The 22,724-nt window shown below is 73.1% G+C and carries 24 protein-coding genes and 1 riboswitch; of the genes, 4 read left to right on the forward strand and 20 right to left on the reverse strand.

Annotation, left to right across the window (positions count from 1 at the left end):
- Positions 1-23: 23 nt before the first annotated feature.
- Genes carB through pyrR form a run of 6 tightly spaced genes read right to left on the reverse strand, consistent with a single transcriptional unit; the run spans position 24 to position 7,982 of the window.
- Positions 24-3,335 (reverse strand): carbamoyl-phosphate synthase large subunit, encoded by a 3,312-nt coding sequence (gene carB / locus OH807_RS09720; RefSeq protein ID WP_406196427.1) that lies wholly within the window; start codon positions 3,333-3,335, stop codon positions 24-26.
- Positions 3,328-4,518: a glutamine-hydrolyzing carbamoyl-phosphate synthase small subunit gene (gene carA, locus OH807_RS09725; RefSeq protein WP_406196429.1), complete on the reverse strand. Its 1,191-nt coding sequence runs from the start codon at positions 4,516-4,518 to the stop codon at positions 3,328-3,330. Before carA ends, carB begins: the two co-directional genes overlap by 8 nt.
- The gene (locus OH807_RS09730; protein ID WP_406196431.1) at positions 4,515-5,078 is read right to left on the reverse strand and encodes a hypothetical protein; all 564 of its coding nucleotides are present in this window, start codon (positions 5,076-5,078) and stop codon (positions 4,515-4,517) included. The genes carA and OH807_RS09730 overlap by 4 nt, the downstream gene beginning before the upstream one ends.
- A complete protein-coding gene (locus OH807_RS09735) occupies positions 5,075-6,379 on the reverse strand; it encodes a dihydroorotase (protein WP_406196433.1) in 1,305 nt (434 codons plus the stop codon). Before OH807_RS09735 ends, OH807_RS09730 begins: the two co-directional genes overlap by 4 nt.
- Positions 6,376-7,353 (reverse strand): aspartate carbamoyltransferase catalytic subunit, encoded by a 978-nt coding sequence (locus OH807_RS09740; RefSeq protein ID WP_406196435.1) that lies wholly within the window; start codon positions 7,351-7,353, stop codon positions 6,376-6,378. Before OH807_RS09740 ends, OH807_RS09735 begins: the two co-directional genes overlap by 4 nt.
- Before the next feature lie 5 nt (positions 7,354-7,358).
- Positions 7,359-7,982, reverse strand: a complete 624-nt coding sequence (gene pyrR, locus OH807_RS09745; protein ID WP_406196438.1) for a bifunctional pyr operon transcriptional regulator/uracil phosphoribosyltransferase PyrR — start codon at positions 7,980-7,982, stop codon at positions 7,359-7,361.
- Between the two features lie 329 nt (positions 7,983-8,311).
- On the opposite strand from pyrR, the gene OH807_RS09750 reads away from it, so the two are divergent.
- On the forward strand, positions 8,312-8,815 hold the full coding sequence (locus OH807_RS09750; protein WP_031072501.1) for a transcriptional regulator: 504 nt from the start codon (positions 8,312-8,314) through the stop codon (positions 8,813-8,815).
- A gap of 133 nt (positions 8,816-8,948) precedes the next feature.
- Here the strand turns inward: OH807_RS09750 and OH807_RS09755 are convergent, their stop codons facing one another.
- The 5 genes from OH807_RS09755 to OH807_RS09775 all read right to left on the reverse strand — a co-directional run bounded on the left by OH807_RS09755 (position 8,949) and on the right by OH807_RS09775 (position 13,323).
- On the reverse strand, positions 8,949-9,890 hold the full coding sequence (locus OH807_RS09755; RefSeq protein ID WP_406196440.1) for a hypothetical protein: 942 nt from the start codon (positions 9,888-9,890) through the stop codon (positions 8,949-8,951).
- Positions 9,891-10,125: 235 nt separating this feature from the next.
- A complete protein-coding gene (locus tag OH807_RS09760; protein WP_406196442.1) occupies positions 10,126-10,968 on the reverse strand; it encodes a thioesterase family protein in 843 nt (280 codons plus the stop codon).
- Positions 10,969-11,125: 157 nt separating this feature from the next.
- Positions 11,126-11,563 carry a transcription antitermination factor NusB gene (gene nusB, locus OH807_RS09765; protein ID WP_406196445.1) on the reverse strand — a complete coding sequence of 146 codons (438 nt, stop codon included), beginning with the start codon at positions 11,561-11,563 and terminating at the stop codon, positions 11,126-11,128.
- Between the two features lie 4 nt (positions 11,564-11,567).
- The gene (efp, locus tag OH807_RS09770) at positions 11,568-12,131 is read right to left on the reverse strand and encodes an elongation factor P (RefSeq protein WP_406196447.1); all 564 of its coding nucleotides are present in this window, start codon (positions 12,129-12,131) and stop codon (positions 11,568-11,570) included.
- 85 nt (positions 12,132-12,216) lie between these two features.
- On the reverse strand, positions 12,217-13,323 hold the full coding sequence (locus OH807_RS09775) for a M24 family metallopeptidase (protein ID WP_406196450.1): 1,107 nt from the start codon (positions 13,321-13,323) through the stop codon (positions 12,217-12,219).
- Between the two features lie 193 nt (positions 13,324-13,516).
- Between OH807_RS09775 and rpmG the strand changes: the two genes are divergently transcribed.
- Positions 13,517-13,681, forward strand: coding sequence for a 50S ribosomal protein L33 (rpmG, locus tag OH807_RS09780; protein WP_406196452.1), 165 nt, complete (start codon positions 13,517-13,519; stop codon positions 13,679-13,681).
- Positions 13,682-13,757: 76 nt separating this feature from the next.
- On the opposite strand, the gene OH807_RS09785 is transcribed toward rpmG, so the two are convergent.
- Positions 13,758-14,954 (reverse strand): HoxN/HupN/NixA family nickel/cobalt transporter, encoded by a 1,197-nt coding sequence (locus OH807_RS09785; RefSeq protein WP_406196454.1) that lies wholly within the window; start codon positions 14,952-14,954, stop codon positions 13,758-13,760.
- Between the two features lie 32 nt (positions 14,955-14,986).
- Positions 14,987-15,181, reverse strand: a riboswitch (cobalamin riboswitch).
- Positions 15,182-15,263: 82 nt separating this feature from the next.
- On the opposite strand from OH807_RS09785, the gene OH807_RS09790 reads away from it, so the two are divergent.
- The gene (locus tag OH807_RS09790) at positions 15,264-15,680 is read left to right on the forward strand and encodes an ArsR/SmtB family transcription factor (protein ID WP_406196456.1); all 417 of its coding nucleotides are present in this window, start codon (positions 15,264-15,266) and stop codon (positions 15,678-15,680) included.
- Between the two features lie 51 nt (positions 15,681-15,731).
- Here OH807_RS09790 and OH807_RS09795 read toward each other — a convergent pair whose 3' ends face one another.
- Both OH807_RS09795 and OH807_RS09800 read right to left on the reverse strand, forming a co-directional pair.
- The gene (locus tag OH807_RS09795; protein ID WP_406196459.1) at positions 15,732-16,226 is read right to left on the reverse strand and encodes an SRPBCC family protein; all 495 of its coding nucleotides are present in this window, start codon (positions 16,224-16,226) and stop codon (positions 15,732-15,734) included.
- Positions 16,223-16,741 (reverse strand): RNA polymerase sigma factor, encoded by a 519-nt coding sequence (locus tag OH807_RS09800; RefSeq protein WP_406196461.1) that lies wholly within the window; start codon positions 16,739-16,741, stop codon positions 16,223-16,225. The genes OH807_RS09795 and OH807_RS09800 overlap by 4 nt, the downstream gene beginning before the upstream one ends.
- Positions 16,742-16,878: 137 nt before the next feature.
- Here OH807_RS09800 and OH807_RS09805 point away from each other — a divergent pair, with 137 nt between their 5' ends.
- Entirely contained in the window at positions 16,879-17,331 is a 453-nt protein-coding gene (locus tag OH807_RS09805) for a DUF3995 domain-containing protein (protein WP_406196464.1), read from the forward strand.
- 51 nt (positions 17,332-17,382) lie between these two features.
- Here OH807_RS09805 and OH807_RS09810 read toward each other — a convergent pair whose 3' ends face one another.
- The 6 genes from OH807_RS09810 to aroC form a co-directional block, all read right to left on the reverse strand.
- A complete protein-coding gene (locus OH807_RS09810; RefSeq protein ID WP_406196466.1) occupies positions 17,383-18,192 on the reverse strand; it encodes an Fpg/Nei family DNA glycosylase in 810 nt (269 codons plus the stop codon).
- 153 nt (positions 18,193-18,345) lie between these two features.
- The gene (locus OH807_RS09815; RefSeq protein ID WP_406196469.1) at positions 18,346-19,245 is read right to left on the reverse strand and encodes an AAA family ATPase; all 900 of its coding nucleotides are present in this window, start codon (positions 19,243-19,245) and stop codon (positions 18,346-18,348) included.
- A 91-nt stretch (positions 19,246-19,336) separates the two neighbouring features.
- A complete protein-coding gene (aroQ, locus tag OH807_RS09820; protein WP_406210854.1) occupies positions 19,337-19,765 on the reverse strand; it encodes a type II 3-dehydroquinate dehydratase in 429 nt (142 codons plus the stop codon).
- An 8-nt stretch (positions 19,766-19,773) separates the two neighbouring features.
- Positions 19,774-20,862 carry a 3-dehydroquinate synthase gene (aroB, locus tag OH807_RS09825; RefSeq protein ID WP_406196471.1) on the reverse strand — a complete coding sequence of 363 codons (1,089 nt, stop codon included), beginning with the start codon at positions 20,860-20,862 and terminating at the stop codon, positions 19,774-19,776.
- Complete coding sequence (locus OH807_RS09830) at positions 20,855-21,376, reverse strand: shikimate kinase (protein ID WP_406196474.1); 522 nt, start codon at positions 21,374-21,376, stop codon at positions 20,855-20,857. Before OH807_RS09830 ends, aroB begins: the two co-directional genes overlap by 8 nt.
- Positions 21,373-22,557: a chorismate synthase gene (gene aroC, locus OH807_RS09835; RefSeq protein ID WP_406196477.1), complete on the reverse strand. Its 1,185-nt coding sequence runs from the start codon at positions 22,555-22,557 to the stop codon at positions 21,373-21,375. The genes OH807_RS09830 and aroC overlap by 4 nt, the downstream gene beginning before the upstream one ends.
- Positions 22,558-22,724 lie beyond the last annotated feature (167 nt).

Genomic DNA, 22,724 nt, shown 5'->3' on the forward strand with positions numbered 1-22,724 from the left:
GGGTGCCCCCCACTGCGGCGGACCTACTTGCGGCCGGCGTTGATCAGCTCGGCGTGCTCCTGGAGCGACATGACCCCGACCTCGTCGCGCAGCAGCGCGTCGACGCCCTGGACGGCGGCGCCCATGGCCTGGACGGTGGTCAGGCACGGAACACCGCGGGCGACGGCGGCGGTGCGGATCTCGTAGCCGTCGAGGCGGCCGCCGGTGCCGTACGGCGTGTTGATGATCAGGTCGACCTCGCCGGCGTGGATCAGCTGGACGATGGTCTGCTCGCCGTTCGGGCCCTCGCCCTCGCTGTGCTTGCGCACCAGCGTGGACGGGATGCCGCCGCGCTGGAGCACCTCGGCCGTGCCGGCGGTGGCGAGCACCTCGAAGCCGAGGCTGACCAGCGCCCGGGCCGGGAAGACGAGGTTGCGCTTGTCCCGGTTGGCCACCGAGACGAAGACCTTGCCCTTGGTCGGGAGCGCGCCGTACGCGCCGGCCTGGGCCTTGGCGTACGCCGTACCGAAGACCTTGTCGATGCCCATGACCTCGCCGGTGGAGCGCATCTCCGGGCCGAGGACGGTGTCCACGCCGCGGCCGTGCACGTCGCGGAAGCGGCTCCACGGCATCACGGCCTCCTTGACGGAGATCGGGCAGTCGGCGGGCAGCGTGCCGCCGTCGCCCTCGGCCGGGAGCAGGCCCTCGGCGCGCAGCTCGGCGATGGTGGCGCCGAGCGAGACCCGTGCGGCAGCCTTGGCCAGCGGCACCGCCGTCGCCTTGGAGGTGAACGGCACGGTGCGCGAGGCGCGCGGGTTGGCCTCCAGGACGTAGAGGATGTCCCCGGAGAGCGCGAACTGGATGTTGATCAGGCCGCGGACGCCGACGCCGCGGGCGATCGCCTCGGTGGAGGTGCGCAGCCGCTTGATGTCGTAGCCGCCGAGGGTGATCGGGGGCAGCGCGCAGGCGGAGTCGCCGGAGTGGATGCCGGCCTCCTCGATGTGCTCCATGACGCCGCCGAGGTAGAGCTCGGTGCCGTCGTAGAGGGCGTCGACGTCGATCTCCACCGCGTCGTCGAGGAAGCGGTCGATCAGCACCGGGTGCTCGGAGATCAGACCGGCGTGCCGCTCCAGGTAGGAGGCGAGCGAGGCCTCGTCGTAGACGATCTCCATGCCGCGGCCGCCGAGCACGTAGGACGGGCGGGCCAGTACGGGGTAGCCGATCTCGTCGGCGATCGCCTTGGCCTCCTCGAAGGAGAAGGCGGTGCCGTGCTTGGGGGCGGGCAGGCCCGCGTCGCGCAGCACGCGGCCGAAGGCGCCGCGCTCCTCGGCGAGGTCGATCGCCTCGGGCTGGGTGCCCACGATCGGCACGCCGTTGTCCTTGAGCGCCTGGGCCAGGCCGAGCGGGGTCTGGCCGCCGAGCTGGACGATGACGCCCGCCAGCGGACCGGCCTGCTTCTCGGCGTGGACGATCTCCAGGACGTCCTCCAGGGTGAGCGGCTCGAAGTAGAGCCGGTCGGAGGTGTCGTAGTCGGTGGAGACGGTCTCCGGGTTGCAGTTGACCATGACGGTCTCGTACCCGGCCTCGGCCAGCGCGAAGGAGGCGTGCACGCAGGAGTAGTCGAACTCGATGCCCTGGCCGATGCGGTTCGGACCGGAGCCGAGGATGATCACCGCGGGCTTGGTGCGCGGGGCGACCTCGCTCTCCTCGTCGTAGGACGAGTAGAAGTACGGCGTCCGGGCGGCGAACTCCGCGGCGCAGGTGTCGACGGTCTTGAACACCGGGCGGATGCCGAGCGCGTGCCGCACCTCGCGGACCACGTCGGGGCGCAGGCCCCGGATCTCGCCGATCTGCTCGTCGGAGAAGCCGTGCCGCTTGGCGTGGCGGAGCAGGTCGGGGGTGAGCTCGGCGGCCTCGACCAGCTCGGCGGCGATCTCGTCCAGCAGGAAGAGCTGGTCGACGAACCACGGGTCGATCTTGGTGTACTCGAACACCTCCTCCGGGGTGGCGCCGGCCCGGATCGCCTGCATGACGGTGTTGATCCGGCCGTCGGTCGGCACGACGGCCTTGGCCAGCAGCTCGGCCTTGTCGCCCACCGGCTCGACCCAGCTGAACTGGGAGCCCTTCTTCTCCAGCGAGCGCAGCGCCTTCTGCAGCGCCTCGGGGAAGTTGCGGCCCATGGCCATGGCCTCGCCGACCGACTTCATGGTGGTGGTCAGCGTGGCGTCGGCGCTCGGGAACTTCTCGAACGCGAACCGCGGGACCTTCACCACGACGTAGTCGAGGGTCGGCTCGAAGGAGGCCGGGGTCTGCTCGGTGATGTCGTTGGGGATCTCGTCGAGCGTGTAGCCGACGGCGAGCTTGGCGGCGATCTTGGCGATCGGGAAGCCGGTCGCCTTCGAGGCCAGCGCGGAGGAGCGGGAGACGCGCGGGTTCATCTCGATGACGATGACCCGGCCGTCCTCCGGGTTGACGGCGAACTGGATGTTGCAGCCGCCGGTGTCCACGCCGACCTCGCGGATGACGGCGATGCCGACGTCGCGCAGGATCTGGTACTCGCGGTCGGTCAGCGTCATCGCCGGCGCGACGGTGATCGAGTCACCGGTGTGCACGCCCATCGGGTCGAAGTTCTCGATGGAGCAGACGACCACGACGTTGTCGTGCTTGTCGCGCATCAGCTCCAGCTCGTACTCCTTCCAGCCGAGGATGGACTCCTCCAGGAGCACCTCGGTGGTCGGCGAGAGGGTCAGGCCCTGGCCGGCGATCCGGCGCAGCTCCTCCTCGTTGTGCGCGAAGCCGGAGCCGGCGCCGCCCATGGTGAAGGAGGGGCGGACGACGACCGGGTAGCCGCCACCGAGGGTCTCGACCCCGGCGATGACCTCGTCCATGGTGTGGCAGATGACGGAGCGGGCGGACTCGCCGTGCCCGATCTTGGCGTGGACGGCCTCGACGACGCCCTTGAAGAGCTCGCGGTCCTCGCCCTTGTGGATCGAGTCGACCTTGGCGCCGATCAGCTCGACGTTGTACTTGGCGAGCACGCCGTTGGCGTCCAGCGCGATCGCGGTGTTGAGCGCGGTCTGCCCGCCGAGGGTCGGGAGCAGCGCGTCGGGGCGCTCCTTGGCGATGATCTTCTCAACGAACTCCGGGGTGATCGGCTCGACGTAGGTGGCGTCGGCGATCTCCGGGTCGGTCATGATCGTGGCCGGGTTGGAGTTGACCAGGATGACCCGCAGGCCCTCGGCCTTGAGCACCCGGCAGGCCTGCGTGCCCGAGTAGTCGAACTCGGCGGCCTGGCCGATCACGATCGGGCCGGACCCGATCACCAGGACGGACTTGATGTCGGTGCGCTTAGGCACGCTGGCCCTCCATGTGCTCAACACTCTGCTTGTCGTCGCCTCGCATGAGCTCGACGAACCGGTCGAAGAGGTAGGCCGCGTCGTGCGGGCCGGCTGCCGCTTCGGGGTGGTACTGCACGCTGAAGGCGGGCACGTCCAGTGCCTGGAGGCCCTCGACCACATCGTCGTTCAGACAGACGTGGGAGACCTCGACCCGGCCGTAGGGCGTGTCGCTCACCTTGTCCAGCGGTGCGTTCACGGCGAAGCCGTGGTTGTGCGCGGTGACCTCGACCTTGCCGGTGGTGCGGTCCTGCACCGGCTGGTTGATGCCGCGGTGGCCGTACTTGAGCTTGTAGGTGCCGAAGCCCAGCGCGCGGCCGAGGATCTGGTTGCCGAAGCAGATCCCGAAGAACGGGGTCTTGCGCTCCAGCACGCCCTGCGCCACGGCCACCTGGTGGTCGGCGGTGGCCGGGTCGCCCGGGCCGTTGGAGAAGAAGACGCCGTCGGGCTCGACCGCGTAGACGTCCTCCAGCGTGGCGTTGGCCGGCAGCACGTGCACCTCGATGCCGCGCTCGGCCATCCGCTGCGGGGTCATCGCCTTGATGCCGAGGTCCAGCGCGGCGACGGTGAACCGCTTCTCGCCGATCGCGGGCACCACGTACGGCTCGGTGGTCGCGACCTCGGCGCAGAGGTCGGCGCCCTTCATCTCGGGCGCCTGCTGCACCTTGGCCAGCAGCGCGGCCTCGTCGGCCAGCGCCGGGCCGGAGAAGATGCCGCAGCGCATCGCGCCGCGGTCGCGCAGGTGGCGGGTCAGCGCCCGGGTGTCGATGCCGCTGATCCCGACGACGCCCTGGTTGACCAGCTCCTCGTCCAGCGAGCGGCGCGAGCGCCAGTTCGAGGCGACCCGGGCGGGGTCACGGACGACGTAGCCGGCGACCCAGATCTGCTTCGACTCGTCGTCCTCGTCGTTCCAGCCGGTGTTGCCGATCTGCGGGGCGGTCATCACGACCACCTGGCGGTGGTACGACGGGTCGGTCAGGGTCTCCTGGTAGCCGGACATGCCGGTGTTGAAGACGGCCTCGCCGAAGGTCTCGCCGGTCGCGCCGTACGCCTGGCCGCGGAAGGTCCGGCCGTCCTCCAGGACGAGCACGGCAGGCACGCGCTCCCGCCGTTGGCGCTGCGTGGTGGGGGCAGGTGCGGTCATCGAGTGGCCTCTTCCGTCTTCGTCTTCGTACGTGTTGCGAGGTGAGCGACCGCCTCGACCCAGGCGGTGTGCTCGTCGGGGTGGTCGGCCCGGAAACCGGAGTCCAGGGCGGTGCCCTCGTGGGTCCAGCTGACAACGAGCAGCCCGGAGGGGACGACCTTGCCGGCGATCCCGGAGTCCGTCCGGGCGCCGGTCAGGTGCTCGGCGGGGATCCAGAAGTCGACGTCACCGGGGCGCCGCACCAGCAGGCCGTCCTCCCCGAGGGTGAGGTCGGCGCGGCTGCGGGTGCCCAGGCCGTGCGCGACGACCCGGTCCAGCCAGTTCCCGGCCGTGGTGGTGCCGTGGTACCGGCCGCTGGTCTCCAGGATGGTCCGGCCGGCCCGCTCCGGCACGGCGGGGAGCGCCGGGATGCCGGACTGCAGGGTGCGCCGCCAGTTCCAGCCCTGCCGCATCAGCCAGTACACCAGGCCGATCACGATCAGCAGGCCGACCGCCCAGCCGATGTAACCGGGCCAGTTGGTGACCCTGGCCTGCTCCTGGGCGAGGAGCGCCGCGCTCATACCAGCCCGCCCTGCTCGGCCAGCTCGCCGGCCAGCACGGTGGCGGTGCCGCGCAGGAAGGTGGCGTGCACCCGCCCCGGCAGGTCGAGGCCCCGGTAGGGGGTGTTGCGGGAGCGCGTGGCGAAGCTGTCGGGATTCACGGCACCACGGTACGCGGGATCGAAGAGCACCAGGTTGGCCGGCTCACCCACCGAGATCGGCCGTCCGTGGCCGCCGAGACGGCCGATCCGGGCCGGTCGGTGCGACATCCGGTCGGCGACGCCCTCCCAGTTCAGCAGGCCGGTGTCGACCATGGTCTGCTGGACCACCGAGAGCGCGGTCTCCAGGCCGACCATGCCCATCGCGGCGACGGCCCACTCGCAGTCCTTGTCCTCGGACGGGTGCGGCGCGTGGTCGGTGGCGACGGCGTCGATGGTGCCGTCGGCGAGCGCCTTGCGCAGCGCCTGGACGTCCTCGGCGGTGCGCAGCGGCGGGTTCACCTTGTACACCGGGTCGTAGGAGCGGACCAGCTCGTCGGTGAGCAGCAGGTGGTGCGGGGTGACCTCGGCGGTGACGTCCCAGCCCTTGGCCTTGGCCCAGCGGATGATCTCGACCGAGCCGGCCGTGGAGACGTGGCAGACGTGCAGGCGCGAGCCGACGTGCGCGGCGAGCAGCACGTCGCGGGCGATGATCGCCTCCTCGGCGACGGCCGGCCAGCCGCCGAGCCCGAGCTCGCCGGAGACCTGGCCCTCGTTCATCTGGGCGCCCTCGGTGAGCCGCGGCTCCTGGGCGTGCTGGGCGACGACCCCGTCGAAGGCCTTCACGTACTCCAGGGCGCGGCGCATGATCACCGCGTCGTCCACGCACTTGCCGTCGTCGGAGAAGACCCGGACGCCGGCCGCGGAGTCGTGCATCGCGCCGAGCTCGGCGAGCTTCTTGCCCTCCAGGCCGACGGTGACGGCGCCGACCGGCTGCACGTCGCAGTAGCCGGACTCCTGGCCGAGCCGCCAGACCTGCTCGACCACGCCGGCGGTGTCGGCCACCGGGAAGGTGTTGGCCATCGCGTGCACGGCGGTGAAGCCGCCCATGGCGGCGGCCCGGGTGCCGGTGAGCACGGTCTCGGCGTCCTCGCGGCCGGGCTCGCGCAGGTGGGTGTGCAGGTCGACGAGGCCGGGCAGCACGACCAGGCCGCGGGCGTCGATCTCGATGTCCGCCTCGACCGCGAGGTCGGTGCCGATCTCCTTGACGACGCCGTCGGCGAGGTGGAGGTCCTGCGGGGCGCCGCCGAGGATCTGGGCGTTGCGGATCAGGTACGTCGTCACTGGGCGGCCTCGCTGGAGTCGTTACGGGGGGAGTCGGAGAGGGTGGCGCCGCCGAGCAGCAGGTACAGCACGGCCATCCGGACGGAGACGCCGTTGGCGACCTGCTCGACCGCGGTGCAGCGCGGCGAGTCGGCGACCTCGGCGGTGATCTCCATACCGCGGACCATCGGGCCGGGGTGCATCACGATGGCGTGGTCGGGGAGCTGGGCCATCCGGGCGCCGTCCATCCCGTAGCGGCGGCTGTACTCGCGCTCGGTCGGGAAGAACGCGGCGTTCATCCGCTCGCGCTGCACCCGGAGCATCATCAGCGCGTCCGTCTTGGGGAGCACGCTCTCCAGGTCGTAGCTGACCTCGCAGGGCCAGTTCTCGATGCCGATCGGCACCAGGGTCGGCGGGGCGACGAAGGTGACCTGGGCGCCGAGGGTGGTCAGCAGGTGCACGTTGGAGCGGGCGACCCGGCTGTGCAGGACGTCGCCGACGATGGTCACCCGGCGGCCCGCGAGGTCGTGCCCGAGGCCCGGGTTGAGGTGGCGGCGCATGGTGAAGGCGTCGAGCAGCGCCTGGGTGGGGTGCTCGTGGGTGCCGTCACCGGCGTTGATGACGCTGCCGTGCAGCCAGTCCGACTGGGCGAGCCGGGCCGGCGCGCCGGAGGCGTGGTGCCGGATGACGACCGCGTCGGCGCCCATCGCCTGGAGGGTCAGCGCGGTGTCCTTGAGGCTCTCGCCCTTGGAGACCGAGGAGCCCTTGGCGGAGAAGTTGATGACGTCGGCGGAGAGCCGCTTCTCGGCAACCTCGAAGGAGGTCTTGGTGCGGGTGGAGTCCTCGAAGAAGAGGTTGACGACGGTTCGGCCACGGAGCGTGGGCAGCTTCTTGACGGCGCGTCCGGAGAGCTGGGCGAGCTCCTCGGCGGTGTCCAGGATCAGCAGCGCGTCGTCGCGGGTCAGGTCGGCGGCGGAGACGAGATGGCGCTTCACGCGGGTTACTCCGGGAGGTGCGGTTCGGACGGCCGGGCGGCCAGGGCCTGCGACGATCGGGCCGCGTAGTCGCGGTCGCCGACCAGGACGGCGTCCACGCCGTCGGTGTCGGCGAGGCGGACCTGCACGGCCTCGCGCAGCGAGGTGGGGAGGTTCTTGCCCACGTAGTCGGCGCGGATCGGCAGCTCGCGGTGGCCGCGGTCGACCAGGACGGCGAGCTGGACGGCCCGCGGGCGGCCGATGTCGCTGAGCGCGTCGAGCGCGGCGCGGATGGTGCGCCCGGAGAAGAGCACGTCGTCGACGAGGATGACCAGCCGGCCGTCGATGCCGTCGGCCGGGATCTCGGTGTGCTCCAGCGCCCGGGCCGGCTTCAGCCGCAGGTCGTCCCGGTACATGGTGATGTCCAGGGTGCCGAGCGGGATCTCGCGGCCGGTGATCTGGGCCAGCCTGGTGTGCAGGCGGCGGGCCAGGTGGACGCCCCTGGTGTGGATGCCGAGCAGCACGACGTCCTCCGCGCCCTTGGCGCGCTCGACGATCTCGTGTGCGATCCGGGTGATCACCCGGGCGATGTCCGTGCCGTCCAGCACCTGGTGCGGCGGCCGCGGCGTCGTTTCGTGGTCTGTGGTCATGCCGAAGCGGACCTCCTTCCCCGCCTCACTGGACGGGCCTTAAAGGATGTCTGGAATGGCCCCCGCCGACGTGGCGCGGGCTCCGGCCATCCTACCAGCGCGATCACCGGCAAACGGACCTCCATCATTCCGCTTCATCGGGTTAACGCCCCGGACGCACCGCCGATGCGGGCCATTCGCACGACTGCCCCATTCGGCTTGACGCAACTACCTCACTCTACGTAACCTCACAGTGAGTTACGAGACTGGCGTCGAACCCACCGGTAACGACGCCGGCAATCGCCCGTGACCCACCACTGAACGCGAAGCAATCTCGTCCGGGGAGATCAATGTCCAGCGACTACGCGAAGCAACTCGGAGGCAAGCTCCGAGCGATCCGCACTCAGCAGGGGCTGTCCCTGCACGGTGTCGAGGAGAAGTCCCAGGGGCGCTGGAAGGCAGTCGTCGTCGGCTCGTACGAGCGCGGCGACCGTGCGGTCACCGTACAGCGGCTGGCCGAGCTGGCGGAGTTCTACGGCGTGCCCGTCCAGGAGCTGCTGCCCGGCGGCACGCCGGGCGGTGCGGCCGAGCCGCCGCCGCGCCTGGTGCTGGACCTGGAGAGACTGACCCAGGTCCCCTCCGAGAAGGCCGGTCCGCTGCAGCGCTACGCGGCCACCATCCAGAGCCAGCGCGGCGACTACAACGGCAAGGTGCTCTCGATCCGCCAGGACGATCTGCGCACGCTGGCCGTGATCTACGACCAGTCGCCGTCGATCCTCACCGAGCAGCTCATCTCCTGGGGTGTGCTGAACCCCGACGCGCGCCGTGCGGTGCGCGAGGAGGAGGCGAGCTGACCGCTCGCCCTGTCGGCTCCGCCCTGCCCCCACCTGCAGAAACGGGCGGAGCCCAGCAGAAACGTCACGGCGCGGCGCCCCGGTCCGGGGGCCGCGCCGTCGCGCGTGCGGCCCGCCCGGCCCGCCGCCGCGCTCAGCAGACCTGGCCCAGCGCGTAGCCCGGCTCCGCCGCCACACCGTCCAGCCGGACCGGACCGGCCGTCGGCGCCCAGTCCTGCCCGCCGCCGGCCCAGGCCCAGGCCACCTGCCGGCCCTCCCCGCCCGCGCCCTCCCCGCCCGCGCCGTCCCCGCCCGCCCCGGCGGAGGCCCCGCGGCCCTGCGCGCCGTGCAGCACCGCCAGCCCCGGCAGCTCCCGGACCAGCCCGGCGCAGAGCACCGCGCAGAGGAGCTCCAGGTCCTCGTCGTTGATCCGGACCACGCCGTCCTCCCACTGCAGCACCCGGGCCACCGCCACCAGCCGGCCGCCGGGAGCGTCCACCGCGAGCCGCAGCTCGTAGACGCCGGCACCGGCCCCGACCAGCATCCGGCGGAACACCTCGGCCCCGCTCCGGTAGGCCTCCCGCACCGCGCGGCCGCGCTCCTCGTACAGCCCGCCGTCCAGCAGCAGGTCGGCGTGGCGCAGCGTCAGGCCGCTCTCCCGGGCCCGGACCAGCCGGGGCACGAAGTCCCCGGCCAGCTCCTCGCCCTGGTAGGCGAGCAGCTGGGTCTGCAGCGGCGGGTTGACCAGGTAGCGGTCGCGGGCGCCCGGCTCGGCCGGGTCGAGACCGTTCAGCAGGCAGAACTCCTCGAAGTCCTGCGGGTGGAACATCCGGGCCCGGACGGTGTCGAAGCCGCGCTGCGCCTCGGCCAGCAGCTCGGCGGTGTCCCGCAGGTAGGCCGGGTAGTCGGGGGCGTCGGAGAGGTGCCAGGCACGGGCGCGCTCGAAGTCCGCCGCGCTGGTCAGCACGCCGATGACGAAGGCCTGGTCCGCGCCGGCCGCGCGCCGCTCGTGCCGCTCGTACCGGGACCGGGTGCGGGGGCGCGGGCCGGCGGCGGTGCAGTCGGGGGTGCGGCGGGCGCGGCCGTTACGGCTCATCGGTGGCTCCTGGGGCGGACGGGCGGGTGGCGGGCAGCGGCGGGGGACGCCACTGACCGTTGTCCTCCCCACCCCCGCACGGCGCACACGCACGGCGTGTCACAGGACTGTAACCGAAAGTGAGGCAGATGCTCCGTCCCGCTCCCCCGGGCACGCCCGCACGCCCCCCGGCGCGCCCCGCCACCGCCCACCGTCACACCCTGCCGTCACACCCTGCCGTCGCGCCGCCCCGCCGTCACGCCGGGCGCGGCACCCGGGCCAGCTGCCGGGACTGCGCGACGAGCCGCCCCGCCTCGTCCCAGACCTCGGCGTCCTCCTCGAAGTAGCCGCCGGCCACGTTGCGGGTGGCATGGGTGACCCGCAGCCACCCGGGCACCGGCCGGGCCCGCAGGTGGACGGTCAGCTCGATGGTCGGCGCCCAGCCGGGCAGCCCGAGGTCGAAGGTGACCGGCGGCAGCGCGTCGGCGACCAGCAGGAGCAGCAGCGGGTCCGGGTCCCGGCCGTCGGCGAGCCGGAACCAGCCCTGGATCCGCCCGTTGCCCGAGGGCTGCCCGAGCGCCCAGCCGATGGTGGCCGGGTCCAGTCGCAGGTCGAACCGCTCCAGCAGGGCGGCCTCGGCGATCAGCGCCTTGGGAGCGTGCTCGACACCGATGCACTGGTCCGGCGGCGGCAGCTGCGGCGGCTGCGCCGTGGTGCGCACCTCGCCGTCGGCGGTGGCGAGGTCGCCGTGGCTGGCGACCACCCGCAGCCGCTCGACGCCGCCCTGGCTGAGCGAGGCGGTGCCGGTGGAGAGCGAGCGGCCGGCGCGCAGCACCTCGGTGCGGACGGTGGCCGGGCCGGGGGTGGACGCGGAGAGGTAGTAGCCGCTGATCGAGACCGGGTCGGCGTGGCCGCCCGCGTCCGTCGCGCCGTGCTCCAGGGAGAGCGCGTGGCCGGCCATCGCGAGCAGCAGCCCGCCGTTGACGCCGCCGCCGATCTGCCAGCCGGCGCCCAGTTCGCCGTCGTACCGGCCGGGCTCGTCCGGGTGGCGGGTCAGGGCGATGCCCTGGTCGAACTCGCTGCGGATCACCGTGGTCATGGGGGGGTGGCCTGCCCTTCGCTGCGGGTCGCCGGGAGCGGGGTCACCGGCGCACCAGGTTACTGGCGAGTAGGGCCCCAACATACGCCACCCGGCGCGAACGCACGACGGCCGCCGGACCCCTCTCGGGATCCGGCGGCCGTACGTCGGGTACTGCTTACCGGCGAATGCTCGGCTTCAGTTCGAGGAAGCGGGCGAGCAGGCCGTTCACGAAGGCCGGGGAGTCGTCCGTGGAGAACTCCTTGGCGATCTCGACGGACTCGTCCAGGACGACCGCGTCCGGGACGCCGTCCTCCCAGATCAGCTCGTAGGCGCCGAGCCGCAGGACGTTGCGGTCCACGATCGGCATCCGGTCGAGCGTCCAGCCCACCGCGTACTCCGAGATCAGGTCGTCGATCCGGCGGGCGTGCTGGACGTAACCCTCGACCAGCTCCATCGTGTACTCGCCGACCTGCGGGGTGCCCTCGTCCGGCTTGGGGTCCCGGGCACGGGCCACCCAGTCGGCGAGGACGGTCAGCGGGTCGACGTTGCGGTGGTCGGCCTCGAAGAGGATCTGGAAGGCCCGGGTACGGGCCTTTGTGCGTGCGGCCGACACGGACTTACTTCACCCGGCCGAGGTAGCTGCCGTCGCGGGTGTCGACCTTGATCTTCTCGCCGGTCACGATGAACAGCGGGACGGCGATCTCGGCACCGGTCTCCAGGGTGGCCGGCTTGGAGCCACCGGTGGAGCGGTCGCCCTGGACGCCCGGCTCGGTGTGGGAGATCGTCAGCTCGACCGAGGCCGGGAGCTCGATGTACAGCGGAGCGCCCTCGTACATCGCGACCAGGGCCTCGAAGCCCTCCAGCAGGTACTTGGAGGCATCGCCGACGACGGCCGGCTCGACCGTGGTCTGGTCGTAGGTGTCCGTGTCCATGAACACGAAGTTCTCGCCGTCCTTGTACGAGAACTGCATGCCGCGCTTGTCGACGTTGGCCGTCTCGACCTTGGTGCCGGCGTTGAAGGTCTTGTCGACGACCTTGCCCGTCAGGACCTCCTTGAGCTTGGTCCGAACGAAGGCCGGGCCCTTGCCGGGCTTGACGTGCTGGAACTCGACGACGGACCAGAGCTTCCCGCCGTCCAGCTTGAGGACCATGCCGTTCTTGAGATCGTTCGTGGAAGCCACGGGCGCACTTACTCCTGGATATAGCTGTCAAGGAACCAAGGGGTGCGTCCTGCCGCCTGCGACAGCCTCCCGGCCGGCCGCGGGTCTACAGGGCGAGGAGCTCCTTGGTGGTGATGGTGAGCAGCTCGGGCCCGCCCTCTTCGAGGGGGCGCACCACGAGGGTGTCCTCGATCCGGACACCGCCCTTGCCCGGGAGGTGAACCCCCGGACCGACGGTGACCGGCACGCGGCTGTCCAGTTTACCCATGTCCGACGGACCGAGGCGCGGCGCCTCCCGGATCTCCAGCCCGATGCCGTGCCCGAGCGGGTGCGGGGAGCTCTCGGTGTGCCCGGCGGCCTGGAGGATCTCCCGCGCCGCCTGGTCGGGTACGTACTGCTCGACGCCCGGCCCGAGCGCCTCCCGGCCGGCCCGCTGGGCCCGGAAGACCAGCCGATGCAGCTCCACCTGCCAGGGAGCGGGGGCGGCCCCGATCACGAAGGTCCGGGCGGTGGAGACCCCGTACCCGCGGTACTGCGCACCGAGCACCACGGTCAGGAAGTCACCCTCCTCGACCCGCCGGTCGGTGGGCTGGTGGGACTGCTGGCCGGAGTGGCTTCCGGTGCCGACCGAGACCGGGAAGGCCGCCTTGTCCGCACCGTGGTCGATCATCCGGCGCTCCAGCTCCATCGCCAGGTGCCGCTCGGTACGGCCGACCAGGATCGACTCCAGCAGCTCGCCGAGCGCCTGGTCGGCGATCTCGGCCGCGATCCGCAGGTCCGCGATCTCGTGCTCGTCCTTGACCACCCGCAGCCGCTCGACCGCCTGCCCCAGATCCGCCAGCCGGACCCCCTCGGCCAGGCCGGCCACCGCACGGTGCCGGCTGACGGTCAGGTCGTGCTCCTCGACCACCAGGTCCGCCACGCGCAGCCGCGTCGCCGCGGCGGCGGCCGCCAGCGCGGTGTCCGCCCCCGCGGCCACCGGCACCTGGGTGACGTCCGCGGCGATCAGGTGCTCCCCGGTGTCGTCCGGCGGCAGATCGTCGGGCAGCGCCAGCAGCACCCGTTCCCGGGTGAGCAGCAGCGTCGCCCCGCACGGCGGGCACCCGGTCAGGTACCGCACGTTCGCCGCCCTGGTGATGAGCGCCGCATCGGCCCCGGACGCACTGCAGTGCTCCCGCAACCGCTCCCGCCGGCCCGCGTACGCATCAGACATGCGTCGAGCGTACGAACCCCCACCCCGATCCGCCCGCCGAGCACCCCCACCCGGGCATCCCCCACCTCGCACCACGGCCCGGGAATGGGCGGGGAGGCGGTCGTGTTGGACAGGGTGAAAACGACATCCGTTTCGGCGTACGGCTCCGGCCGGCTGCCGGAGCGGGCCCCGTGCAGGTACCAGGAGGACACCCATGGCCCGCAGTGAACTGCGCCCCGTCGTCAAGCTCAGGTCCACGGCCGGGACGGGCTTCACGTACGTGACCCGCAAGAACCGGCGCAACGACCCGGACCGGCTGGTGCTGCGCAAGTACGACCCGGCCGCCGGGCAGCACGTGGACTTCCGCGAAGAGCGCTGAGCCCCGGAACGCGGACGCGGCGCCCGTCCGGCCCCTGCGAGGGTCGGACGGGCGCCGCGGCACGTCGGGCGGGGTGCTACTCCGTGCTCTCCCCGGCGGTCCGCACGGCGGCAGCGTCCGGGGCGGCCGGACCGGGGACGGCGGCGCCGGAGCCGGCCCCTGTGCCCACCGGCCGGGGGCTCCAGCGCTTCTCGACACCGGCGAGCCGCCAGTAGGCGATCGCCGCTCCCCAGACCACCACGAACAGGCCGACGATCGCGTAGCCGACGTTGTCCAGCGAGATGTCCGCGATCCAGCCGCTGACCGGGTCGGTGAGGTCCAGCTTCTCGTGCAGCACCGCGACCAGCTCGATGGTGCCGATGATGAACGCCACCGCGATCGACAGCCCGGTGATGGTCAGGTTGTAGTACACCTTGCGCACCGGGTTGGAGAACGCCCACTGGTACGCGAAGTTCATGAACGTCCCGTCCAGCGTGTCGAACAGGCTCATCCCCGACGCGAACAGCAGCGGCAGGCAGACGATCGCGTACCAGGGCAGCCCGGCGGCCGCGCCGGAGCCGGCCATCACCATCAGCGTCACCTCGGTCGCGGTGTCGAAGCCGAGGCCGAGCACCATGCCGACCGGGAACATCTGGCCGGGCCGGGTGATCGAGCGGGTCGCCCGGTTCAGCACCCGGGCCATCAGGCCGCGCGAGTTGAGGTGCTCCTCCAGCTCCGCCTCGTCGAACCGACCGGCGCGCATCGACCGGAACACCCTGAGGATGCCGAACAGCGCCGCCAGGTTGAGCGCGCCGATCAGGTAGAGGAAGACGCCGGACGCGGAGGTGCCGACCACGCCGAGCCACTGGTGCGTGGTGGACTCGTCGTCCATCAGCGTGTTGGCCAGCTGCGCGCCGCCCGCCACCAGGGCGGCCATCAGGACCACCATCGAGGAGTGGCCGAGGGCGAACCAGAAGCCCACCGAGACGGGCCGCTTGCCGTCGGCCATCAGCTTGCGGGTGGTGTTGTCGATCACCGCGATGTGGTCGGCGTCGAAGGCGTGCCGCATGCCGAGGGTGTACGCCGTGATGCCCAGGCCCACCCCGAAGACCTGGGTGCCGACCTTGTACTCCTCCGGAGCCACCAGGAAGATCAGCGTCCCGAACGCCACCACGTGCATGGCCAGGATCACCCCCATCAACCCGGCCGTGCGGAGGGTGTCCTCGCGCCGCCAGCGGAAGGTCGGCAGGGCGGTGGACACCGCTGGAACAGCGGCGGTTTCGGGCAGGGTCATCTTCGGATCACGCTCCAGCACCTCGTGGATAGACGTTCGTGAGATGCCGTGGCCGGTCTCCTGGCTGACGGGGCTTCCGCATCCGCCTTCCCAGGCGCGCAAGGCGCCCAGTGGCTTCGTGGATACGGACGAATCCCCCCGATCACAGTGGCGAGGGCCGCTCCGGACTCCGGACCCCTGAGGGTCCGTCACCGGTCTTCCCGAACACCACGGCGGGGAACACCGTAGGGGGCCGCGCGCCACCCTTGCAAGGCTGCGCACCTGCGCAGGTGTCCAGGATCACAGGCCGTGGGCTGCAAGAATGTCCGCATGCATCTCGTACCGGCCGACCGCGCGGGCCACCGCACCATCGACGGACACCGGGTCTGCGAGGCCATCGCCGCCATCGGCGACACCGGTCACGTCCGGTCCTGGGCCGAGCGGTTCTCACTGCTCGCCGACCCGGGGCGGCTCGCCCTGCTGCTCGCCCTGCACCGGGCCGGGCCGCTCGCCGTCTCCGACCTGGCGGTCGCCACCGGGATGCGCGACCCGGCCGTCTCGCAGGCGCTGCGACTGCTCCGCACCGCCGGTGTGGTGACCGGTGACAAGGACGGCCGTGTGGTGCGCTACCGGCTCGTGGACGAGGCTCTGCGCCCCCTCCTCGACGAGTGCGCCGCCGCCGAGCACGACGAGCACGGCGAGCCCCCGCTCCCCGCACCACCGCGGCCGGCCGACCTGACCGGCTGACCGGCTGACCGGCTCCGCCCACGGGACACCGCCCCGGGCCCGGAGTCCGCCTCACCGCTCCCGCCCTCGCCCCTCCCGTACCAGCCGTTCGAAGCGGTCCAGCGAGCGCCGGGCCAGGGGGTCGGTCGCGGGCCGCAGGAGCAGCCCGAGCGGGCCCGCGCCGGGGAGCCGGAACGCGCCGAGGAAGGCGAAGCGGGTGCCGGCCGCCTCGGGGCGGGCCGCCATCCCGCCGAGCAGGAAGCGGCTGCGCATCAGGCACCAGCCGGGTGCCAGCTCGACGTCGAAACGGGCCCGCAGCCGGGTGTGGCCGGTCACCAGCGCCTCGGCGCGGCCGTCCGCCGGTCCCTCGGTGACGCGGACCGACCGAATGTCCGGCAGCCAGCGCGGGAGCCCTTCCTCCAGGTCGGCCGCGGCCGCCCAGACCTGCTCGAAGGGCGCCTCGATCAGCGCCTCCCGGACGGCGGCGCCGGGGGTCACGGCGGCGATCACGTGCAGCCGGCGCACCGGGTCGAAGGCCGCAGTCGGCCAGGGGATCCGTGCGCTCACTGCTGCCACGCCCTTCGAAAGCCGAGCCGGGCCCGGGAGAGCCGGGACTTCACGGTGCCGGGTGCCACACCCAGCAGTTCTGCGGTGGACCTCTCGTCCAGGCCCTCCACGTCCCGCAGCACCAGGACGGCGCGGTGCTCGGGAGTCAGCCGGGCCAGCACGTCCTGGATGTCGGTGGCCAGCTGCGGGTCGCCGGGTCGGGGCAGTTCGGAAAGGTCGGCGGGGACGCAGCGGGCGACCCGCCGGACATACCGGACGGCCTCCCGGACGGCGATCGAGCGGACCCAGCCGAACAGCGCGGCCGGGTCCTGGAGCTGGCCCAGCTTGCGGAAGACGGCGATCAGCGCCTCCTGGGTCGCGTCGGGGCCGTCGTCCAGCGCGATCGGGCCGCAGAGCCGGCGGACATAGGGCTCGACCAGCTCCAGCAGCTCGCCGACGGCCAGCTGGTCGCCGCGCTGGGCGGCGCGGACCAGGCCGGCGAGCCGGTCGGCGGTTCGGGTTTCAGGGCCATCCACACCGCATCAGAGGCGCCGGACCGGCCGGATGTTCCCTCCCTCCCCCGACTTTCCGCTGTGACGCTCGTCACGGGAACGCCCGGCCGGGCGGGCGGCTCCTGCGGGGTGACTCATCGTCGGATGCCCGGAGGACCACCGTGAACCGTCGCCGTACCGCCGCCCTCGCCGTTGCCGGCCTGCTCGCCGCCGACGCCCTGCTGCACGTCTACTGGGCCACCGGCCGCACTTGGCCGGCGGCCGGCCCGGCATCACTCTCCCGGGCGGTGCTCAATGCCGAGGTGCCGTTCACGCCGCCGGTGGTGCTGCCCCTCGCGGCCCTGCTGTTCTCCGGCTCGGCCCTGGTGCTCGCCCGTGGCGGCCTGCTGGGCGACGCGGCCCGCCGGCTGCCGGGGGTGGCGCTGCGCTGGGGGCCGCGCGCGGTGGCCGCCGGGCTGCTCGCCCGCGGGGTGGCCGGGCTGGTCTGGGCCGCCGGGGTCGGCGTCGAGCCCGGCTCGGCCTTCTACCGGCTCAACCTCGTCTGCTACACCCCGCTCTGCCTGGCCGCCGCGGCCGCCGCCCTGGCGGTCGCCCGCACCGGGGCGGACGGCTGACGCCGCCCCTCCCCCGGCGTCCGCGGACGCGTCCGGGAGCCCGACGCCTCGTCAGGCCTGCTGGCAGCGCGGGCACCAGAAGAGGTTCCGCGCGGCGTGCGCCTCCGTCCGGACTTCGGTGCCGCAGACCAGGCAGGGCATGGCGGCCCGGCGGTAGACGTAGACCTCGCCGCCGTGGTCGTCCACCCGCGGGGGCCGCCCCATCGCCTCGGGGGTGTGCTCGGGGCGGACGGTGTCGATCCGGCCCGCGCCGACCCCCTCGCGCATCAGGGCGACCAGGTCGGCCCAGACGGCGTCCCACTCGGCCCGGCCGAGGTCGCGCCCGGCCCGGTGCGGGTTGATGCCGTGCCGGAACAGCACCTCGGCACGGTAGACGTTGCCCACCCCGGCCAGCACCTTCTGGTCCATCAGCAGTGCCGCGATCGTCGTCCGGCTGCCGGATATCCGCCGCCAGGCCGGCTCCGGGTCGGCGCCGGCCCGCAGCGGGTCGGGGCCGAGGCGCGCCGCGACCGCGGCCTTCTCGGCGTCGGTGATCAGCGCGCAGGTGTTGGGGCCACGCAGGTCGGCGTAGGCGTCGTCGTTCGCCAGGCGCAGCCGGACCAGCCCGACCGGCTCGGGCGCGGGGCCCTCGCCGAAGGTGAACCCGCCGTAGAGGCCGAGGTGGATGTGCACCCAGGTGTCGCTCTCGAAGCCGAGGAAGAGGTGCTTGCCGGTGGCCTCCGCCCCGGTCAGCACCTGCCCGTCGACGAGCTTCGCACCGTCGGCGAACCGGCCCTGCGGGCTGCTGGCGCGGACCGGGCGGCCGCCGAAGGCGCCGGCGTTCTCCGCGGCGAGGCGGTGGATGATGTGGCCTTCCGGCACGGGCGTCAGCTCCCCCGGGGTGTGCGACAGGATGCCCCCATCATCGCAGCCGGCACCGACGGGCCCCGCCGGGCGGACGACCGCCGCGATGCCTCCCGGGGCCGCCCAGCACCGGGTGCCCCCGGGAACCGCTCCGGCACGGCTCCGGGCGGCTCAGCGGACCGGGATGCCCATCAGCCGGGCCAGGATCACCCGGTCCAGCTCGGCCGCGGTGGCGGCGACGTCGAGGTTCGAGTTGTCGATGATCGGCAGCCCGGAGTTGTACCAGCCGGCCATCCGCCCGTGGATCCGGGCCACCTCCTCGTCGCTGAGCCGCCGGTTGCCGTTGCGGCGGGCGTTGCGGTCGAGCACCGAGTCGAGGCTGGGCAGCAGCACGACCGGGATCATCCCGGGGCCGATGTGGCGCTTCCAGCCGCCGAGGCCGATCGCCGGGCGGTCGGGGAAGACGGCGTCGTCGATGATGCAGGAGATGCCGTTGGCCAGGTAGTTGCGGCAGGCGAAGCCGCAGGTGCGGCGGGCCAGCCGGTACTGCGCCTCGGAGGCGTTGTTCCAGCCGGACTGCGGATTGGCGAATCCGGACTGCACCCACTCGCGGACGTCGTCCAGGCTGATGTGCGCGGTCGGCGTGGGCCGGCGCTCCGCCCAGTGCCGGGCGACGGTGGTCTTGCCGGCCCCGGCCGGTCCGATCAGCAGGACGGCGAGCGGCCCGGCCGGCATCCGCTGCTGCGGCGGGTGGGCCGGGAGCTGGACGGGCGCGCCGGAGGGCAGCAGGAAGTGCCCGGTGGCCCCGGCGGGCACCGGGGCGGCGGGAGCGGGGTGTCCGGCAGGCGCGGGGTGCGCGGCCGGCGCGGGCACCGGCGGGAGCGGGGCCGGTCCGGCCGGGGTCCCGTACGGCGGGCGGGCGGCCGCGTGCGGTGCGCCCGGCTGCCCGGCGGGGGACGGCGGGGCCTGCGGCGGCGCCCCCGCGGTCGTGGGGCCGGGGTACGGCGGAACGGGCGGAGCGACGGGATGCGGGGGGACGTGTCCACCCCCGGCGTACTGCGTCACGGTCACCTCCCGACTTCTTTCAGCGGGGACACTACACGGCGGCCCGGCGGCGGGCACAGTCCGCCGCCGGGCCGCCGACGGGGCGGCCGCGCCCGCCTCAGCGGGCGGTGAGCTGCTCGGCGAGCGCGCGCAGCGCGAGCTCGTACGAGCCGAGGCCGAAGCCGGCGATCGTGCCGGAGGCGACCGCGGCGATCACCGAGGTGTGCCGGAAGGTCTCCCGGGCGTACGGGTTGGAGATGTGCACCTCGATCAGCGGGGCGGTCCGCTGGGCGGCGGCGTCGCGCATCGCGTACGAGTAGTGCGTGAAGGCGCCCGGGTTGATCACCACCGGCACCTGGCCGTCGGCCGCCTCGTGCAGCCACTCGACCATCTGCTGCTCGGAGTTGGTCTCGTGCACCTCGACCTCGAAGCCGAACTCCTTGCCGAGCGCCGTGCAGCGCTCGACCAGCCCGGCGTACGAGGTGGCGCCGTAGACGTCCGGCTCGCGGCTGCCCAGCCGGCCGAGGTTGGGGCCGTTGAGCACCATCACCCGCGTCACGCGGAGACCTCCGCGTAGGCGGCGACCAGCAGCGACGGGTCCGGGCCCTCCAGCACCGAGGTCTTGCCGAGGCCGTCCAGCACGATGAAGCGGATCAGGTCGCCGCGCGACTTCTTGTCGATCTTCATGGCGTCCAGCAGCTTCGGCCAGGCGTCCGCGCGGTACGTCAGCGGCAGGCCGACCGAGGCCAGCACGGAGCGGTGCCGGTCGGCCGTCCCGTCGTCCAGCCGGCCGGCCAGCCGGCCGAGTTCGGCGGCGAAGACCATGCCGATCGAGATCGCCGCGCCGTGCCGCCACTTGTACCGCTCGTTGCGCTCGATGGCGTGGCCGAGGGTGTGGCCGTAGTTGAGGATCTCGCGCCGGCCGGATTCCTTCAGGTCCCCCGAGACCACGTCGGCCTTGACCTGGATGGCCCGGCGGATCAGCTCCACGGTGTGCTGCCCGGCGGGGCTCCGGGCGCCCTCCGGGTCCGCCTCGATCAGGTCGAGGATGGCCGGGTCGGCGATGAAGCCGCACTTGATGACCTCGGCGAGGCCGGAGACGTAGTCGTGCGTGGGCACCGTCGCCAGGGTGTCGAGGTCGGCCAGCACGCCCACCGGCGGGTGGAAGGCGCCGACCATGTTCTTGCCCTCGGCGATGTTGATGCCGGTCTTGCCGCCGACGGCCGCGTCGACCATGCCGAGCAGCGTGGTGGGCATCGAGATCCAGCGGACCCCGCGCAGCCAGGTGGCGGCCACGAAGCCGGCCAGGTCGGTGGTGGCGCCGCCGCCGAGGCCGACGACGACATCGCTGCGGGTGAAGCCGGTCTGGCCGAGCACCGACCAGCAGTACGCGGCGACCTCGGCGCTCTTCGCGTCCTCGGCGTTCGGCACCTGGAGGACGATCGCCTCGTAGCCCTCGCCGAGCAGGTCCTCGCGGATCGCGTCGGCGGTGGCCGCCAGCGCCTCCGGGTGGATGAGCGCGACCCGCTTGGCGCGGGTGCCGATCAGCGGCGCCAGCTCGCCCAGCAGCTGGTGCCCGACCAGCACGTCGTACGGGTCGTGGCCGGCACTGCCACCGACGTGGATCGTGACGGTGTCACTCATGGGTTGTCTTCAGCTCCAAAGCTTCCAGTACGACGTCCGCGACCTGCTCCGGCGTGCGGCCGGCGGTGTCGACGACAGCGGTCGCCACCTCCAGGTAGAGCGGGCGGCGGGCCTCCATCAGCTCGCGCCAGCGGGCCCGGGGGTTGACGGCCAGCAGCGGGCGGGGGGCGTCCAGGCCGACCCGCTTGACCGCGTCGGCCAACGGGACCTCCAGGAAGACCACCCGCAGGTCGTGCAGCAGCGCGCGGGTGGCCTCGGCCATCACCGCGCCACCGCCGAGCGCGAGCACACCGTCGTGGCCGCCGACGGCGGTGCGCACGGCGGCCGACTCCAGCTCGCGGAAGTGCGGCTCGCCCTCGTCGATGAAGATCTCCGGGATGGGCTTGCCGGCCAGCTGCTCGATGTCCGCGTCGGTGTCCCGGAACGCCACGTCCAGGCGCTCGGCGAGGGCCCGCCCGACGGTGGACTTGCCACTGCCGGGCGGGCCGACCAGCACCACCAGGGGGGCGGTCACCGGACGATCAGGTTGTCCAGGTAGCCCTGGACGTTGCGGCGGGTCTCGGAGACGTGGTCGCCACCGAACTTCTCGTTCACCGCGTCGGCCAGCACCAGGGCCACCATCGCCTCGGCGACGATGCCCGCGGCTGGCACGGCGCAGACGTCGGAGCGCTGGTGGTGGGCCTTGGCCGGCTCACCGGTGCGCACGTCCAGCGTCTGCAGGGCGCGCGGCACGGTCGCGATCGGCTTCATCGCGGCGCGCACCCGCAGCAGCTCGCCGGTGGACAGGCCGCCCTCGGTGCCGCCGGAGCGGCCGGAGGTGCGCTTGATGCCGTCGGCGGTCGGCACGATCTCGTCGTGCGCCTGCGAGCCGGGGACGCGGGCCAGGTCGAAGCCGTCGCCGACCTCGACGCCCTTGATCGCCTGGATGCCCATCAGCGCCGCGGCCAGCCGCGCGTCGAGGCGGCGGTCCCAGTGCACGTGCGAGCCGAGGCCGACCGGGACGCCGTAGGCCAGCACCTCGACGACGCCGCCGAGCGTGTCGCCGTCCTTGTGGGCCTGGTCGATCTCGGCGACCATCGCCTTCGACGCGTCGGCGTCCAGGCAGCGCACCGGGTCGGCGTCCAGCCGGGCCTCGTCCGACGGCAGCGGCAGCACGCCGGCCGGGGCCTTGGCCGCGGCCAGCTCGACCACGTGGCTGACGATCTCGATGCCGCAGGTCTCCTTGAGGTACGCGCGGGCGACGGCACCGAGCGCGACCCGGGCGGCCGTCTCACGGGCGCTGGCGCGCTCCAGGATCGGGCGGGCCTCGTCGATCGAGTACTTCTGCATGCCGGCCAGGTCGGCGTGGCCGGGGCGCGGGCGGGTCAGCGCCTCGTTGCGGCCCAGGCCGGCCAGCACCTCCGGGTCGACCGGGTCGGCCGACATGACCTGCTCCCACTTCGGCCACTCGGTGTTGCCGACCATGACCGCCACCGGGCTACCCATGGTCTCGCCGTGCCGGACGCCGCCGAGGAAGGTGACCTCGTCCTGCTCGAACTTCATCCGTGCGCCGCGACCGTAGCCGAGCCGGCGGCGCGCCAGCGCGTCGGCCACCACGGCGGTGGTGACCGGTACACCGGCGGGCAGGCCCTCCAGCGTCGCGACGAGTGCGGGGCCGTGCGACTCCCCCGCCGTCAGCCAGCGCAACGTACCCAACGGAGCTCCTTCATCAGCGGACCGACCACGGTGCAGCCGCGGCCCGCCCGGACGTGCCTATGTCCTTGAATCCTTTCATGCCCCGGGCGTACCCGGGAGCACGGTCCGGGTGACGGACAGCAACCGGTCGACGGGCGGACGCCGTCGTCCGGACTCGCCGTGGCATG

The sequence above is a fragment of the Kitasatospora sp. NBC_01560 genome, from assembly GCF_045208415.1.
Taxonomy (GTDB): domain Bacteria; phylum Actinomycetota; class Actinomycetes; order Streptomycetales; family Streptomycetaceae; genus Kitasatospora.

Bases quoted from the DNA above. Each gene is read 5' to 3' on its own strand.
- carA (WP_406196429.1), bottom strand. From the start codon at position 4,518: ATGACCGCACCTGCCCCCACCACGCAGCGCCAACGGCGGGAGCGCGTG.
- OH807_RS09730 (WP_406196431.1), bottom strand. From the start codon at position 5,078: ATGAGCGCGGCGCTCCTCGCCCAGGAGCAGGCCAGGGTCACCAACTGG.
- OH807_RS09755 (WP_406196440.1), bottom strand. From the start codon at position 9,890: ATGAGCCGTAACGGCCGCGCCCGCCGCACCCCCGACTGCACCGCCGCC.
- rpmG (WP_406196452.1), top strand. From the start codon at position 13,517: ATGGCCCGCAGTGAACTGCGCCCCGTCGTCAAGCTCAGGTCCACGGCC.
- OH807_RS09750 (WP_031072501.1), top strand. From the start codon at position 8,312: ATGTCCAGCGACTACGCGAAGCAACTCGGAGGCAAGCTCCGAGCGATC.
- aroQ (WP_406210854.1), bottom strand. From the start codon at position 19,765: ATGGTGCTCAACGGCCCCAACCTCGGCCGGCTGGGCAGCCGCGAGCCG.
- pyrR (WP_406196438.1), bottom strand. From the start codon at position 7,982: ATGACCACAGACCACGAAACGACGCCGCGGCCGCCGCACCAGGTGCTG.
- OH807_RS09775 (WP_406196450.1), bottom strand. From the start codon at position 13,323: ATGTCTGATGCGTACGCGGGCCGGCGGGAGCGGTTGCGGGAGCACTGC.
- aroB (WP_406196471.1), bottom strand. From the start codon at position 20,862: ATGAGTGACACCGTCACGATCCACGTCGGTGGCAGTGCCGGCCACGAC.
- OH807_RS09760 (WP_406196442.1), bottom strand. From the start codon at position 10,968: ATGACCACGGTGATCCGCAGCGAGTTCGACCAGGGCATCGCCCTGACC.
- OH807_RS09790 (WP_406196456.1), top strand. From the start codon at position 15,264: ATGCATCTCGTACCGGCCGACCGCGCGGGCCACCGCACCATCGACGGA.
- OH807_RS09785 (WP_406196454.1), bottom strand. From the start codon at position 14,954: ATGACCCTGCCCGAAACCGCCGCTGTTCCAGCGGTGTCCACCGCCCTG.